The organism is Sphingomonas sp. PSPC2-2, assembly GCF_049897725.1.
Lineage (GTDB): Bacteria > Pseudomonadota > Alphaproteobacteria > Sphingomonadales > Sphingomonadaceae > Sphingomonas.
Genome location: NZ_JAFCWU010000006.1, coordinates 180066 through 194417, shown reverse-complemented (window position 1 = coordinate 194417; position 14352 = coordinate 180066). Strand labels below are relative to the sequence as shown.

General features: G+C 64.1%; 12 protein-coding genes. 5 read left to right on the top strand and 7 right to left on the bottom strand.

From position 1 onward, the window contains the following. Positions 1-9 precede the first annotated feature (9 nt). The 3 genes from ACP7BY_RS12810 (at position 10) to ACP7BY_RS12800 (ending at position 6396) form a co-directional block, all read left to right on the top strand. Positions 10-2481, top strand: a complete 2472-nt coding sequence (locus tag ACP7BY_RS12810) for a DegT/DnrJ/EryC1/StrS family aminotransferase (protein ID WP_033966254.1) — start codon at positions 10-12, stop codon at positions 2479-2481. After that, on the top strand, positions 2478-3557 hold the full coding sequence (locus tag ACP7BY_RS12805) for a glycosyltransferase family 2 protein (protein ID WP_033966256.1): 1080 nt from the start codon (positions 2478-2480) through the stop codon (positions 3555-3557). The genes ACP7BY_RS12810 and ACP7BY_RS12805 overlap by 4 nt, the downstream gene beginning before the upstream one ends. Positions 3558-3783: 226 nt before the next feature. Further along, positions 3784-6396, top strand: a complete 2613-nt coding sequence (locus ACP7BY_RS12800; protein ID WP_137902866.1) for a TonB-dependent receptor — start codon at positions 3784-3786, stop codon at positions 6394-6396. A gap of 149 nt (positions 6397-6545) precedes the next feature. On the opposite strand, the gene ACP7BY_RS12795 is transcribed toward ACP7BY_RS12800, so the two are convergent. Beyond that, positions 6546-7154 (bottom strand): hypothetical protein, encoded by a 609-nt coding sequence (locus tag ACP7BY_RS12795; RefSeq protein WP_137902865.1) that lies wholly within the window; start codon positions 7152-7154, stop codon positions 6546-6548. A gap of 87 nt (positions 7155-7241) precedes the next feature. Here ACP7BY_RS12795 and ACP7BY_RS12790 point away from each other — a divergent pair, with 87 nt between their 5' ends. Continuing rightward, positions 7242-7685 carry a hypothetical protein gene (locus ACP7BY_RS12790; protein WP_137902864.1) on the top strand — a complete coding sequence of 148 codons (444 nt, stop codon included), beginning with the start codon at positions 7242-7244 and terminating at the stop codon, positions 7683-7685. Positions 7686-7806: 121 nt separating this feature from the next. On the opposite strand, the gene ACP7BY_RS12785 is transcribed toward ACP7BY_RS12790, so the two are convergent. The 6 genes from ACP7BY_RS12785 to ACP7BY_RS12760 all read right to left on the bottom strand — a co-directional run bounded on the left by ACP7BY_RS12785 (position 7807) and on the right by ACP7BY_RS12760 (position 12859). After that, a complete protein-coding gene (locus ACP7BY_RS12785) occupies positions 7807-8124 on the bottom strand; it encodes a hypothetical protein (protein ID WP_137902863.1) in 318 nt (105 codons plus the stop codon). Between the two features lie 269 nt (positions 8125-8393). After that, positions 8394-9491, bottom strand: coding sequence for a sigma factor-like helix-turn-helix DNA-binding protein (locus ACP7BY_RS12780; protein WP_033966260.1), 1098 nt, complete (start codon positions 9489-9491; stop codon positions 8394-8396). Between the two features lie 246 nt (positions 9492-9737). Continuing rightward, positions 9738-10718, bottom strand: coding sequence for a hypothetical protein (locus ACP7BY_RS12775; protein ID WP_033966262.1), 981 nt, complete (start codon positions 10716-10718; stop codon positions 9738-9740). Continuing rightward, the gene (locus tag ACP7BY_RS12770; protein WP_033966263.1) at positions 10715-11137 is read right to left on the bottom strand and encodes a hypothetical protein; all 423 of its coding nucleotides are present in this window, start codon (positions 11135-11137) and stop codon (positions 10715-10717) included. The genes ACP7BY_RS12775 and ACP7BY_RS12770 overlap by 4 nt, the downstream gene beginning before the upstream one ends. After that, the gene (fliI, locus tag ACP7BY_RS12765) at positions 11134-12453 is read right to left on the bottom strand and encodes a flagellar protein export ATPase FliI (RefSeq protein WP_137902862.1); all 1320 of its coding nucleotides are present in this window, start codon (positions 12451-12453) and stop codon (positions 11134-11136) included. Before fliI ends, ACP7BY_RS12770 begins: the two co-directional genes overlap by 4 nt. Positions 12454-12460: 7 nt before the next feature. Continuing rightward, positions 12461-12859, bottom strand: a complete 399-nt coding sequence (locus ACP7BY_RS12760; RefSeq protein ID WP_033966267.1) for a flagellar biosynthesis repressor FlbT — start codon at positions 12857-12859, stop codon at positions 12461-12463. 189 nt (positions 12860-13048) lie between these two features. Here ACP7BY_RS12760 and ACP7BY_RS12755 point away from each other — a divergent pair, with 189 nt between their 5' ends. Continuing rightward, complete coding sequence (locus ACP7BY_RS12755) at positions 13049-14350, top strand: flagellar hook protein FlgE (protein ID WP_081988804.1); 1302 nt, start codon at positions 13049-13051, stop codon at positions 14348-14350. Positions 14351-14352: the final 2 nt, after the last annotated feature.

Below are 14352 nucleotides of genomic sequence, written 5' to 3'. Positions count from 1 at the left end.
TCCGCCCGCATGCGCTATCCCTTGATTGCCCCCAACCCGCCCCGGCTCAGCGCCCATGTCGAAGCGCTCCGCCGCGTCGAGGCCTCTGGCGTGTTCAGCAATAACGGTCCGGAAGTGCGCGCCTTCGAGGCGGAGGCGACCGAGACCCTGTTCGGCGGCCGGGGCGCGAGCCTTGCGGTCGGCAATGCCACGCTCGGCCTGATGATCGCGCTGCGCGAAGCCGCCGGGGATCGGCCCGCGGGTCGCTACGCCCTGATGCCCGCCCTCACCTTCGCCGCGACCGCGCAGGCTGCGTTGTGGGCGGGCCTGACGCCGCTCATTTGCGACATCGATCCGAAGGACTGGGGTGCCAGTGCCGAGGCAGAGGAACAACTGCTGCGCGACTATGGCGACCGTATCGCCGTCCTGCTGCCCTATGCGACCTTCGGCAATGCGATCGATCTCGATCGCTATGCCTGGCTCCAGCGCCAGCACGGCGTCGGTGTGGTGATCGACGCCGCCGCCTCGCTCGGCACCCGCGACGCTGGCGGCGCAGGCTTCGGTGCGGACGCGCCGTTCGCCGTGGTCCATTCGATGCACGCGACCAAGACCTTCGCGGTTGCCGAGGGTGGCCTGATCCATTCGGGCGACGCGCGGCTGATCGACCGGCTGCGCGCGATGACCAATTTCGGATTCGAAGCGGGGCGTAACGCGACGCTGCCCGGCCTCAACGCCAAATTGCCCGAAGTGATCGCGGTGATGGCGCGCGCGAAACTGGCCGAAATCGATACCGTTTGCGACCACCGCGCGGCGCTGGAGGCGGCCTATCGCACCCAGTTGGTCGGCGTCGATTTTCAGGAGGTCGAGGGACAGCGCCGCGCCAGCCAGTTCATGCCGATCCTGCTGCCGGAAGGCATGGGCTCGCGCCGCGACGCGATCAGCGCCGCGCTCGAAGCCGAAGGGATTGGCTGTGGCCGCTATTTCAGCCCGCATCTGGGCGAACAACCGCTGTTCCAGCGCGAGGCGATGATCCTGCCGACCCCAATTGCCGATTCGATCGCTGGGCGGATGCTGTCGCTCCCCGTCAGCGACACGCTGAGTGTTGCCGACGTCGGCACCATCTCGGCGACGTTCAACCGCATTCTTGCCAAGGAAGCGCGTGTTCCCGCCACGCCGCGCGCGCGCCCGATCGCCTCATTGCTGCTGGTCGGTGGTGGTCCTGCGGGCACTGCCTTGCTCACCGCCGCCGCCAAGCGCGGGCGTTTGCCCGAACTCGCCGCGTCGGGGCTGGTCATCGCCGAACGCGATGACGGGCTCGGCGAGGGCACGCTCGGGCGTTATGCGATCACCTCGGACAGCACCGCCGAAACGTTTCTGAGCGCAGTGAAGGACAGCCCACACCCCGAACTCGCCACGATGATCGATCATCCGAGCGCGCGCGTCGTCGCACGCTATGTCGGCGCACTCGGCGTGCCGTTGGTCGATGCCGGGCGGTTCGTCCGCGCGACGGGCGAACGGCTTCATGGGCTGGTCAACGACCATGGCGGCACCGTGCTGACCGGCCATGAGGTTCTCTCGACGAGCGCCACCGCCGGTGGCCTATGGTCAAGCCGCCTGCGCCGCCGCAGCGACGGGGTGGAATTCGAGCAACTGTCAAAGGCGGTCGCGATCGCCACCGGCGGACATCAACCGCTCGACCGGCTTGTGACGCAACGCGTCGGCGGGGTCGCGCTGGTCAGCGAAGTCGGCGATCGCCTGATGCAATCGGACGAAGCATTGTCGCTGGGTGGCCCGGCCAAGATTGCCGATTTGCTTTCGACCCGGCGCAATCCGAAAATCGTCGTCATTGGTGGTTCCACCAGCGCGATTGCCACGATCGTCTTGCTGCTCAAGACCGCCAGCATCCCCTTCGGCGCAGGCGCGATCACGCTGCTCCACCGCGAGCCGCTCCGTCCCTTCTACCCGACCCCCGAGGCGGCACGCGCGGAAGGCTTCACCGATTTCGGCCCGGAGGACATCTGCCCGGTCAGCGGCTTTGTCTACCGTTTGGCCGGATTCCGGCTGGAAGCGCGCGAACTGGTGTTGCGGATGCTGCGGATCGATGGACGTACCCCCGATCCCCGCCTGACCGTGCATCAGGTGACGGGCGACGACGATCCCGTCACCCGCGCTCATCTCGCCGAGGCCGACATCGTCATCGCAGCGCTCGGTTATCGTCCGCGCGCACTGCCAATCCAGGATACGAACGGGGGGCGCATCGCGCTTGCCGCCGATCATGGCGCGGCAATGGTCGATCGGCACTGCCGTATCGTCGATGCGAACGGCGCGCCGATCCCCGGACTCTATGGCATCGGGCTTGCTGCGGGCTTCGTGCCATGGGGCAAGCTTGGCGGCGAGGCGAGTTTCTCGGGCCAGGCCAATGGCCTGTGGCAGTGGCAGAACGACGTCGGCGCGATGATCGTCGATCAGGTGCTGGACGACGCGGTGCGGGCGGTCGCATGACACTAGGCCTGCCAGCGCCGACGGTCAGCGTCGTGATGCCGACCTACAATGGCGCGGGCCTGATCGGCGAGACGATTGCGTCGCTGCAGGCGCAGAGCCTCCGCGATTTCGAACTCATCATCGTCGACGATTGCTCCACCGACGACACCGTCGCGGTGATCCGCGGCTTCGACGATCCGCGTATCCGGCTGATCCAGTCGCAGAAAAACCGCCGCGTCGTGCTGAGCCGCAACGCCGCCTTTGCCGAGGCACGCGGGCGCTATATCGCCGCGCTCGACCATGATGACCTGTGCCACCCCGACCGCTTCCAGCGCCAGGTCGCGTATCTCGATGCGAACCCCGGGATCGTATTGGTCGGCAGTGCCGCAAATGTCCTGGAAGACGGGGCGATTGTGCCGTCATCGCTCGCGCCACTCTCCACGCCCCCGGTCATCGCGTGGTTGCTGCAGATTGAAAACCCGCTGGTTTGGTCGTCCGTAATGCTGCGCACCGATGCGGCGCGGCAGCTTGATCCGTTCATGCGGCCGGAAATGGTCTATGCCGAGGACTTCGATCTCTACCACCGCATCGCGGCCTTTGGCGGCGTCGCGCGGCTGGACGACGAACTGCTGACCTATCGTCGCCACAGCGGCGGGGCGTCGCAAACGCAAGCGCAGGCCATGCGCCAGGCCGCAATCCGCGTTTTGACCGGAGTGTATGTCGAGGCGTTTGGCGACGCGGCGGCGGAGACGGCCGATTTGATCGTCACGCATGTCATGGGCCAGCAACCCGTGCCGGATCGGTCGACCTTGGAACGCGTGGGATCGGCGCTGGTCGCCTTGCAGGACCGGTTCCTGGCCCAGCATCGTCCAGATCGCGAGAGCCGCAGCCTCATCCGCTGGGAAACCGCGCGTCGCTGGGCCCGAATCGGTCGAGCGGGGCTTCGGACCGGTACGCTGCGGCTGGGCGACGCGGCGGCGGTGCGCCCGCCGCATCTAGGCTTGGGCTATGCCGGGATCGAGGAGCTCATCCTATCGCGGATCGTCGGGTCGGTACGGGCAGCACAGCGGCGGGTGCGCAAAGACGCGGCCGCCTAGGCGCATAAAACCGCCTGGGGAAATTAATTCAAACTGCGACTTTTACGCAACGCCCACCAAATGGGTCGCCTATCATGCGATTTCGCCACGCCAATCCCGATATGTGAATTTTATGTGACATTTCAGCGCCATTTCAATGACGTTGACTGTAACAATCTTGACCCAAACCCTGTGTAGCCGCCCGGAACACCAGGACGCCTAGGTCCAAAGGTTCAGGGGATTCAAAATGACTGTTCGATCGGGCTTCCGCCTGCAACTCCTCTTGGGTGGCGCTGCTCTCGCCATCAGCGCGACGCCAGCGTTCGCGCAGACCGCGCCGACCGCTGACGCGGCCGCACCAGCGGCGACCGCCACTCCGGAAGATCAGGGCCTCGGCGACATCGTTGTCACCGCGACCAAGCGCGAAACCAACCTCCAGAAGACGCCGATCTCGATTTCGGTGCTCAACACGCAGGGTCTGACCGACCGCCACGTGCTCAGCTTGTTCAACCTCGCCGACGGCACGATCCCGTCGCTGCGCGTTGCAACCTTCGAAGCACGCCAGTCGGCGCTGACGATCGGCATTCGCGGTATCGTCCCTTACGATCAGAACCAGACCGCTCGCGACGGCGGCGTCGGCGTCTATATCGACGGTGTCGCGCTGGGTAAGACGCAGGGTCTGAACGCTGCGCTGTTCGACATTGAGCGCATCGAAGTGCTGAAAGGTCCGCAGGGCACGCTGTTCGGTCGCAACACCGAAGGCGGCGCGCTGTCGTTGGTCTCCAAGGCCCCGACCGGCGTGTTCGATGGCCGCATCACCGGCGGCGTCGGCAATTATGGCAGCCACAATGTCGACGCGCATCTCGACCTGCCGTCCTTCTACAATATCGCGCTGAAGTTCGACGGCGTGTACCAGCATCAGGATCCGACCGTGAAGGATCCGCTCACGGGTTCGACCGGCTGGAACTATTATGATCGCAAGGGCGGTCGCGCCGCTGCACGCTGGCAGCCGGTTGACGGCTTCACTGCCGACTTCGCTTATGATTATGCGAAGGACGAAAATACGCCGCAGTACAGCCAGCTGATCAACTACAACCCGAACAACTATGCAGTCGGCACCTACAACGCGGCTGGTGCGCTGACGCTCAACGGCGTCGCGTGCGGCGGCACCATCGCAGCAGGCAGCACCAAGCCTGTCTGCGTCGCGCCCCGGGGCCCGCTGGTCGGCGTGCATCCTGGTCGCCAGACCGTCGCCGATGTTGGCGTGCCGCAGCAGCCGAGCGTCGATCTCACGCACGGTTTCTCGGCCAATCTGAAGTACAAGCTGGCCCCGTGGATCGAGCTGCGCTCGATCACCGCATGGCGCGGCGTCAGCACTGACCAGTGGGACAATTCGGGCGGCCCAGAGCGCAGCTCGTTCGCGCCGTTCGTGCCCAACACCGCCAACCCGACGGCGATCAACACGACCGGCACGTTCAGCCGTTACAGCCTTTCGTTCCTGCGCCAGCATCAGTTCAGCCAGGAATTCCAGGCCGTTGGTAGCATCCCTGAGTTCGATTACGTCGTCGGTGCCTATTACTATACCGAACACGCGACCGAATATGCGGCGACCCCGCTTTCCAACCAGTGGAATAGCGACGGCACGGCCTACACCATCCGCAGCCCGATCCCCGGCAACTCCTCGGCGATCACTGGCGCGAACTCGGGCTACCAGCAGTACGATCCGTCGTGCAACAACACACTGGGTGCCACCGTTGCGCAGTTTGCCAACAGCTGCCAGTTCATCACGCGCGCCAGCCAGGCTGCCGACCACAACTACTCGGTGTTCGGCAACCTGACCTACACGCCCGAATTCCTGGGCAATGTCCTCCACATCACCGCCGGTGGCCGTTGGACCAAGGACGATCGCCACGGCACGCTGTACGTCGTCAACAACCGGTCCGATCTGGTGACTGCGGGTACGGTGTCGCCGTTCTCGTTCAAGAACAGCATCAGCCGCTTCGACCCGATGTTCAACATCGCCTTTGATGCCAGCCGCGACGTTCACTTCTACGCCAAATATTCGACCGGCTTCCGTGCCGGTGGCGCAAACGACCGTTCGCTCCAGTTCAACGCGTTCGGGCCTGAAGCCGTCAAGTCGTACGAAATCGGTGCAAAGATGGACTTCTGGAACCATCGTGCGCGCCTGAACATCGCCAACTACATCATGGATCGCACCAACACGCAGTTCGACTTCGATTATTTCGATACGGACGGCAAGAGCGTGACCAACGGGACCCACATCGAGCAGACCACGAACGCTGGCAACAGCAAGATCCGTGGTGTTGAAGTCGATCTGACGGTGAAGCCGATCCCGGAACTGACGCTGACCGGTTCGTATGCCTATACCTACTGGCGTGCACCGTCGGCGGTGAACCCGCTGGCACCGGGTGCTCCGGCGCAGCAGCTCTACATCGTGTACACGCCTAAGAATGCGGCGTCGGGCGCAATCGACTATGTCGTGCCGATCAACGTTGGCGACGCGAGCGTTCGCCTGCACCTCGACGGCAACTATTCGAGCAGCCAGTACAGCTTCCAGCTCGAGCCGACCAAGACCGACGCAAGCTTCGTCATGAACGGTCGCCTCGCACTGGCCGACATCGCGGTGAACGATCATAACAAGGTCACCGTTTCGGTCTGGGCGCGCAACCTGCTCGACACCACCTACATCTACCGTCGCTCGGCTGCGAACTCGTCGCCGGTCGTCAACTACAATCCGAACGGCACGGTTGCCTCGACCAACTATGGCGGCATCCTCGGCGACTATGCCAACTTCAACGCACCCCGCACTTGGGGCCTGGAGCTTTCGGCTAAGTTCTGATCTGCTCTAACGACGGATAAAACCCGGCCCGAGCATTGCTCGGGCCGGGTTTTTCTTTGTCAAACGCCCTTGCAGCACCTCATCGCGCGCAGCGGAATCGGCGCGAAATCGGGTGTGTCGCCGACGTAACGCCGTCTCCCCGGTAGAATTTAGAAAAGTGCGGCGACCACCGCTGCGACCTCGGCCGCGTCGCGGCCGTCGATCGGGACCTCGCGTGCGGGATTGACGCTGTAGCCGCCGAGCACGCCATCTCGATCGATCGTGACGGCCACGACCCGCCAGGCCGAACCTTCTCGAACTGCGGCCAATCCCCCTGCGACCGGATAGCGACCGGGATCGACCACCACGACCGCATGCCCCGGCAACCCCCCGCCCAACGTCGCGCGCCCTACGCGGAGCGCGAACGCCGCATCGCTGACGTCGCGCGGCGCGTCGATCGTGCCGCCAGTCTTGACGAAATCGATCAACCCGTCGGGCAAAGGCGCGCCATAGACGGTCAGCGCGCGCGCATGTGTCGAAGACGACGGGCGGAGCACGACAGGCTCCTCATCCGGGCTCTGCTCGACCGGAAGCGACGGTGCCGGAATTGAAGGGTGCGCCGCCGACAGCTTGCTCAACTCCTGGGCGAGGCTTGCGATCCGATTCCGGCTCCGCGACCATCGATGCTCGGGGTCGACAATGTGTTCGAGAAAGGGAGCCAAGCTGCCGTCATGATACGCCGTCAGGACAGCCTGCCGGAGCGCTGCATCGTCAGCCACGCCAAACATCCGCAAAAGCGCCGACCGTACCGCAGCGTTCCAGCGTGGCCACGGTTTTGCTGCGTTTTCGACCCGTGACAAATTCACTTGGGCCAGCCCGAAACGCTCCTCGACATCGGCGATCGTGAGATCCGCATCCAGCGCTCGTCGCGCCCGTACCGCTGCGGCCAGCAGCAAGGCGAAGCGCTCCTCGTCGCTGTCGAGCGGCTTCCCATCGGCAAAGGGTTGCGCCCATTCGGCGATATTGAAGCCGGGATCATCAATGTCCACGAGCAGGTCGATCGGGGCGATACCAAGAGCAGTGGCAATACGGACAAGTTCATCCGTCCGCGCGACCACTTCGCCGCGTTCTATCTTGGACAGTCGAATGTAGGGAATTTCGGGCAGAACCGCCGCGAAGCGCAGCAGTTTCAAAAAACCGGCCGCGCGGCGCTTCTCCCGCAGTCGGTTGGGAAACACGATATTGCGAAATGGATCGATCCGTATCTCGGCCAGATCGCGCCGACCGGCTTTTGCTTTGTTGTGGGTTGATCCGCCGATCGTCGATTCCATTGCCCGCTCCGCCGGAATCCACTGCCCTGGCTATCCCTAGGCGCGCTTGTAGGCAGGGTGGGCGGAGCGGTCAACGCGGTCGCGAAATCCGGGGCAGGTCTCAATGCAGACGGTGGTCGCCCAAAGTGGCTTGGCCGAAAAGGCTCCCGTCGGCAAAAGGCAAAATCGTGACCGCGGCGGCGCGGCCACTGCCGTGCAGTTCCAGCCAGCCCGGGGTGCACGGCGCGGGATAATTTGGCGAAAACGCCACCCCGATGCCATCCGTCACCACCCCGAGACAGGGTGGACTCGCACCATCGGGCCAACGCCCCGCGAAATAGCCTAGCAACGCCGCACCGGCGCGCTGCAGTGCACCTTCCAAAGACGACGCCGGGGCGAATGCAGGAGCACCGGCGGTCAGTTCCGCCCATACGTCCATGCGATGGTTCCAGCATGTCAGACGAAGGGTGCCCCGCTCTGCCGTCACGCCGATAAGGGCGGTCTGGTTACCGACCTGCATCAATGCGCCGGCACAGCGGGCGAGCCGCGTTGCAAGGGCAGTGAGACGGCGATTGGGCCGCGGAAGCGGACGCTGCAACCATTCAACGCGGATGTTTTGAAGGTCGATGTGCATGGTTCTGCCAATCGTTTTGGATCAAGGGACCACCCGGGCGACCGCTCGTGGAGGGTCGCCGGGCGAGATCACGGTCAGTGTGTCGTCCGCGACCCGTGCACCGGCACTTCCTCTGCCAAGAGATGAATGGAAAACGGTTCGGGCAACGATGTCCGGCCTGCTTGCGCGATCCGTCCGCTTGCCGCATCGGCCGCGTGCACCGTGTCGAACGCCGTAACCTGTACCAGGCGGTTGTGCGGTGCCGAGGGATCGGGCAGCAATGACACCGGCGCGGTGCGCAGCGGCGGCGGTGACTTTGGCTTACGCGGCGCTGGAGCGGCGTTACGCTGGCGCAGTCCCTCGGTCATCAGTGCAAAGCGCGGGTCGCGTGCGGTGAGTTCGACGATCGTGCGCGCTGCCGACTTGGTGATCTGGCGAACCCGTTCTTTGGTGACCCCGGTTTCATTCGCGAGATCGTCAAGCGTTGCGGTTTCGAAGATCCGTCGGGCGACAATTTCGCGATCGCGTGCCAGCTTCTCTTCCAGTTTGTCGAGCTGCTCGGGATCGATTCCGTGGGTGGCGGTCTTGAAACGCGGCGCGCCCTCGATGCGGACGGGTGCCGCCCGCTTGGCGCGAGGCCGCCGCCGCAACTGGTCAAGCGACACCTGCCGCAGATGGTCGACATACGCATCGATCAGCGCGTTCATCGCGGATTCGGCGAGGTAGGTCGACGCACAGGCTTCGGTCTGTTCCAGCGCCAGTTCGTCCTCGATGGTCACCTCGACCGCGCCGTCTTCGGTCTCGGAACGGGCCGTTAGCGCATCGAGCGAAACAGTCATCGCGCCAACCTTGCGCGCCGACGGACGCTGATCCGCCATCATCCGGAACCGCAGGCTCTGCAATTCGCCGCGGATCTGCCAGTTCACGAAAGTGGTGAACTGCGCCTTGGTTGGATCATAGGCTTCGATCGCGCGGTGCACAGCAATGGCGCAGCACTGCTCGGCATCATCCCAATGTGCGGCCAGGCCGTACTGGCGAATGAAATGGCGGATACGCGGCGCAATCAGTTTCAAAATATTCGCAAACGCACGATCGACGGCAACGCGCTGCCGTGCGGTCTGTTTGGTGTCGCGCGGTGTATTTTCGATGATGGTGGCGACTGCGGCTTCGAGTGCTGCTGTGGTCTTCGACATCGATCTTCCCCAATAAGTGGGCAGCCCCTACTGCCCTTCGCTCTGGAGACCGGTGTCGCGGAAAAATCCTAACAACGTGGAAACGATCCTATACGTAAAACTACAAGGACGCCGCGCCAGCACCGTTACGTCTTCAATATCTTGTTTTATTCCAATCTATTATCCCGCACCCCGGTCGAGCTTACATATATTGGATGATATTGGATATAATAGCATCTTCGCCCCAAAATAGCGCGATGCGAGGGCTTAAATCGCGAAGTTGGCGGGCTGAATCCGGCGATCTATGTAAGCGAGAAGCCATTGCTGGTGAGCGCGAGTTGGGTCGCCGGCCTGTGCGATACGCTTCTCCGCATCTGCCGCGCCGACTTGCGCGCGCAGCAATACATGCGCGCGCGCAGGCAAAATCCCACCTTTGAGAAATCGCACCGCATCCCCCAGGCCGAGATGATGAGCGAGGTACGCCGCGCGGGCCGTCGTCTTCACGCTGTCGTCGGTGGTAATCCCCCGCCGTTGCAACTGGGAAAGGTTTTGCCGCGCATAATCGGCGATACCGTCGATCGCGCTCGTCGGATCATACCGCAGCGCGAGTAAGGCTCCGCGCGCGGCACCGCTGACTTTGCCATCCGGGTTAAGCCATCCTTTTGCCTGTGCCGTAGCGTTCAGCGCCGTACCGGGCGTTTCGGCAAGACCTTCCCATGTCGCGTTGAGGAACTGACCGAGCCCCGCAGCGCTTGAGCGTGGATTGCGCGAGTGGCAGTTCCAACTGCCGTCACGGCCCTTGGCCGCCTCGGCGTCGACAATGGTCGCCAGCGCGGTCGCGGGAATGCCGGTACGCTGCGCCGCTTCGCACAGCACTGCGCGGAAACGGGCATTGGGGCCAAGCCCACCATCGCCCCCCGCCACCGCCGTGGACACGACCGCTTCCGACGGCGACGAGGGCGCAGCGGATGACGAAGACTCCGTCACCGCCGCCGGATCGTCGCACGGACACGGCACGGTTTTTACAGACCCGTCGTCGGCCGCATTGCCCTGTGGGGCCAGCATTTTCAGCAGCGCGTCCATATCGCTGCGCGTTAACCCCGGATCTGCAGCGGTGCGGTCTGGCGCACCACCATCGCCGAGCGCAGCACGCCACAACGTATTGGCCAGTTCGGTTTGCGCGGTACTGTAAATTACATGGGCGCGCTGAGTGGGCGTCATCGCCGCCAGGGCGGTTCGATCGATCATCGCCCGGCCACCCTGCTGCGCGCCAGCCGAGCCGCCGCAATATCGTCCAGCCGCCCTTGCTCGCTAGCCTCTTGCGCTCGCGCCATCTCGTCGCGGTGCCGATCCACGGCCCCGTCAATGACACGCATCGAGCCATAGGCTTCGGCAGCTTGCGCCCGAAGGGTTGCAAGCCGCGTTTCGACACTGCGGGCTTCGTGCTGCAATCGCTCGCGCTCGGCGCGCATCCGGGCCAACCACGCGTCGGTCGTAAGCCAGCCGACGGCATGCCCGACCGCGCGCTCGCGCGCGACCGACTGGGTCAAGGAGTCGGATTCCCGCTCGATCAGGCTGTGGCGTTCCACCTCCACACTGATCGCCACGCGTACGGTCTCGACCGCGCGTTGCTGTACGCGCTGTGCGGTATCGAACGGGGTTCTCACGCGGCTTGCTCCAGCATGGCGGCGAGCATGGCGAAGCCGGCAGCGCAATCGCCCTGGTCGTCCTTGCCCTGCCGCAGCATCGTCTCGATTTGCGGCGCGATCGCCACGGCGCGATCGATCTCGGCGCTCGACCCTGCTTTATACGCCCCAAGCCGAACCAGCTCTTCCATGTCGGCATAAGTAGACAGCAACGCGCGCGCGCCGAGGCGCGTCGCGTTTTCGGCGTCGCTCAGGCAATGCGGCAAGGTGCGCGACACCGATTTTAGGACGTCAATCGCGGGATAGCGTCCGCGTTCGGCAATCTTGCGGCTCATCACCACATGGCCGTCGAGAATACCGCGCACCGCGTCTGCGACCGGTTCGTTATGATCGTCGCCATCGACCAGCACGGTGAACAGACCGGTGATCGAGCCTTGGCCGGGCAACCCCGGCCCCGCCCGCTCCAACAAACGCGGCAGTTCGGCAAAAACAGTGGGGGTATACCCCTTGGTCGCGGGGGGTTCGCCGGACGCCAGCCCGATCTCGCGCTGCGCCATCGCAAAGCGCGTGACCGAATCCATCAGGCACAGGACGTTCAGCCCCTGATCGCGAAAATGCTCGGCAATCGCGAGCGTCGTCCACGCCGCCTGCCGCCGCATCAACGCGGGAGCGTCGGAGGTCGCGACAACGACGACGCTGCGCGCCAGGCCTTCCACCCCTAGATCGTCTTCGACAAATTCCTGTACTTCGCGGCCGCGTTCGCCAACCAGACCGATCACCGCGACATCGCACTCGGTCCAGCGCGCCAGCATCGACAGCAAAACGGATTTGCCGACGCCGGAGCCTGCGAACAAGCCAAGGCGCTGGCCCTCGCACAATGGAGCGAACAGATCGAGCACGCGCACCCCGGTCTCGACCCGCTTGCCAACCCGTGCGCGATCGGCAGCGGGCGGAGGCGTGGCCTTGATCGGGCGCGGATCGGGCCCGAGCGGAAGCGGGCCAAGCCCATCGATCGGGCGACCGAGCCCATCGACCATTCGTCCCAGCCACCCGGCACTCGGCCGGATCGACACCTCACCCGCCGTCAAGTCGGCGCGCATGCCAAGGCCGACGCCCTGCGGATCGGTAAAAGGAAGACACAGCGCAATGCCGCGGTCGAGCGCCGTTACCTCGGCCTCGATCTCGCCCCCGGCGATCCGGACACGGCTGCCGATATGAGCCGCGCCAACCAGCCCTTCGACCTCGATCAACGCACCACGTACCGCGACCACCCGCCCGAAACGGGTATCAGGCGATAGCGCGCGGATCGCGCGGGCAGCGCCAGCCAGCGTAGGCATGGCCCGCTCAGGCCTCCGCGTTTTCGAAGGATGGAACCGGCGTCTCCAGCGCGATCAAATCCCGCGCCGGGGCCAGCGCACGATAAAATTCACCGCGGGCGATGTCGTTAGCGAAGCGCACGCACGCCTCCTTGGTCGCGTCCTGAGCGCCGGGATTGAGCAGCTCGCGCAGCGCAACCAGCGTCGCTTCCTGGTGCTTTTCGCGACCGTCCGGGTCGATATAGGCCAGCATGCAGGAAAAATAGAGCTGGCGTGCGGGGGTGGTGGCCTCCTCCGGCCGCATGACTTCGCGACCGCGCAAAATCGACACCGTGTTTTCGATGCGCAACTGCGTACGACCGACGGCGCTGATCACGGCACCGTTCAGAATGGCCTTCTCGCCATCTCGCAATGTGATCCTCAACATAATCGTTGCGTCCTCTCAATCTCCCATTGTTATAGGACCATTCCTGCCTGGTCGGCCGAACAGGGCGGCAAAAATTGCCGACCTTAGGATTTCTCTACAAATAGTTGCCTGGCATCCGAGCCTCGCGGCGATCCTATCCTATAAAATAAGCGAGCGAGCCGCGTGCTGCGCACTGCAAGGAGATCCGCATTGAGCCTCTATTCCGCCCTGTACGCCGGCGTTTCCGGCCTGAATGCGCAGTCCAGCGCCATGGCCACGGTTGCTGACAACATTACCAATATCAACACGGTCGGCTATAAGGGGACTGAAGCGCAGTTCCGCACGATGGTCACCGATGGCCGTGCCCAGGCCAACTATTCGGCAGGCGGCGTCGCCGCAGTCTCGGTCGCGCAAGTTTCAAAGCAGGGTCTGATCCAGTCCTCCAGCAGCAATACCGACCTGGCGATCGACGGCGGCGGCTTTTTCGTCACGCGCACGTCGACAGGCAGCACCGCCGACCCGGCCTTTACCCGCGCAGGATCGTTCCGCCCCGATGCCGAGGGCTTTCTGCGCAACGCGAGCGGCCTTTATTTGCAAGGCTGGCGTCTCGATGCCACGGGCAGCTATACCAATACCGGCGGCCTGAATGGGCTTGAATCCGTCCGCGTCAGCGACCTCGTAGGGACGGCTGTGCCGACCACGCGCATTCAAGTTCGCGCCAATCTACAATCCACCACGGCCGTGCATGTTGGGGCCTATACTGCGGGGAACCTCGCCAGCGGAACGGTGACCCCCGATTTCAAGCGCTCCTTCGACGTCTACGATTCGCAGGGCGGGTCGCACCGTCTGACCATGGCCTTTCTCAAGACAGGCGCGAACCAATGGGCATCGGAAACCTATGCCGAGCCGGCCAGCGACGTGACGGCGGCAGGCGGCGTGTTGTCCAGCGGCACCGTGGCGTTCAATCCCGATGGCAGCCTTAACAAGACCGGTTCGACCGCAACGCTGTTCAATCCGCTCAGCATTTCCTGGACCAATGCGGCCGCGTCGGCCCCGGTGACACTCGCAATCGGCAGCGATGCCGGCCTAGATGGCATTACCCAGTTTGGCAGCGAATCCGCATTGATCTCCTCGAACGTCGACGGCGGCCAGCTTGGCCAATTGTCCTCGATCGACATCACCAAGACAGGCCAAGTCAACGCCGTGTTTTCTGACGGCAAGACCCGCTCCGTATTCCAGCTCCCAATCGCCAATTTCCAAAATCCCGACGGCCTGACCCGCCTGCCCGGCAACGCGTATGCGAGCAGCAAGAATTCGGGTACTTTCACGCTGAACAAGCCCGGCTCGCTCGCAGCCGGCACGGTCGCTGCAAGCTCGCTCGAGGCGTCAACGGTCGACCTCGCCGGTGAGTTCACCAACATGATCCGCTTTCAGCGGGCGTATAGCGCAGCATCCAAGATCATCACCACCGCCGATGAAATGCTGCGTGAAGTCAGTGACCTGAAGCGCTGATC

Bases quoted from the DNA above. Each gene is read 5' to 3' on its own strand.
- ACP7BY_RS12780 (WP_033966260.1), bottom strand. From the start codon at position 9,491: ATGTCGAAGACCACAGCAGCACTCGAAGCCGCAGTCGCCACCATCATC.
- ACP7BY_RS12800 (WP_137902866.1), top strand. From the start codon at position 3,784: ATGACTGTTCGATCGGGCTTCCGCCTGCAACTCCTCTTGGGTGGCGCT.
- ACP7BY_RS12810 (WP_033966254.1), top strand. From the start codon at position 10: ATGCGCTATCCCTTGATTGCCCCCAACCCGCCCCGGCTCAGCGCCCAT.
- ACP7BY_RS12785 (WP_137902863.1), bottom strand. From the start codon at position 8,124: ATGGACGTATGGGCGGAACTGACCGCCGGTGCTCCTGCATTCGCCCCG.
- ACP7BY_RS12760 (WP_033966267.1), bottom strand. From the start codon at position 12,859: ATGTTGAGGATCACATTGCGAGATGGCGAGAAGGCCATTCTGAACGGT.
- fliI (WP_137902862.1), bottom strand. From the start codon at position 12,453: ATGCCTACGCTGGCTGGCGCTGCCCGCGCGATCCGCGCGCTATCGCCT.
- ACP7BY_RS12805 (WP_033966256.1), top strand. From the start codon at position 2,478: ATGACACTAGGCCTGCCAGCGCCGACGGTCAGCGTCGTGATGCCGACC.
- ACP7BY_RS12775 (WP_033966262.1), bottom strand. From the start codon at position 10,718: ATGATCGATCGAACCGCCCTGGCGGCGATGACGCCCACTCAGCGCGCC.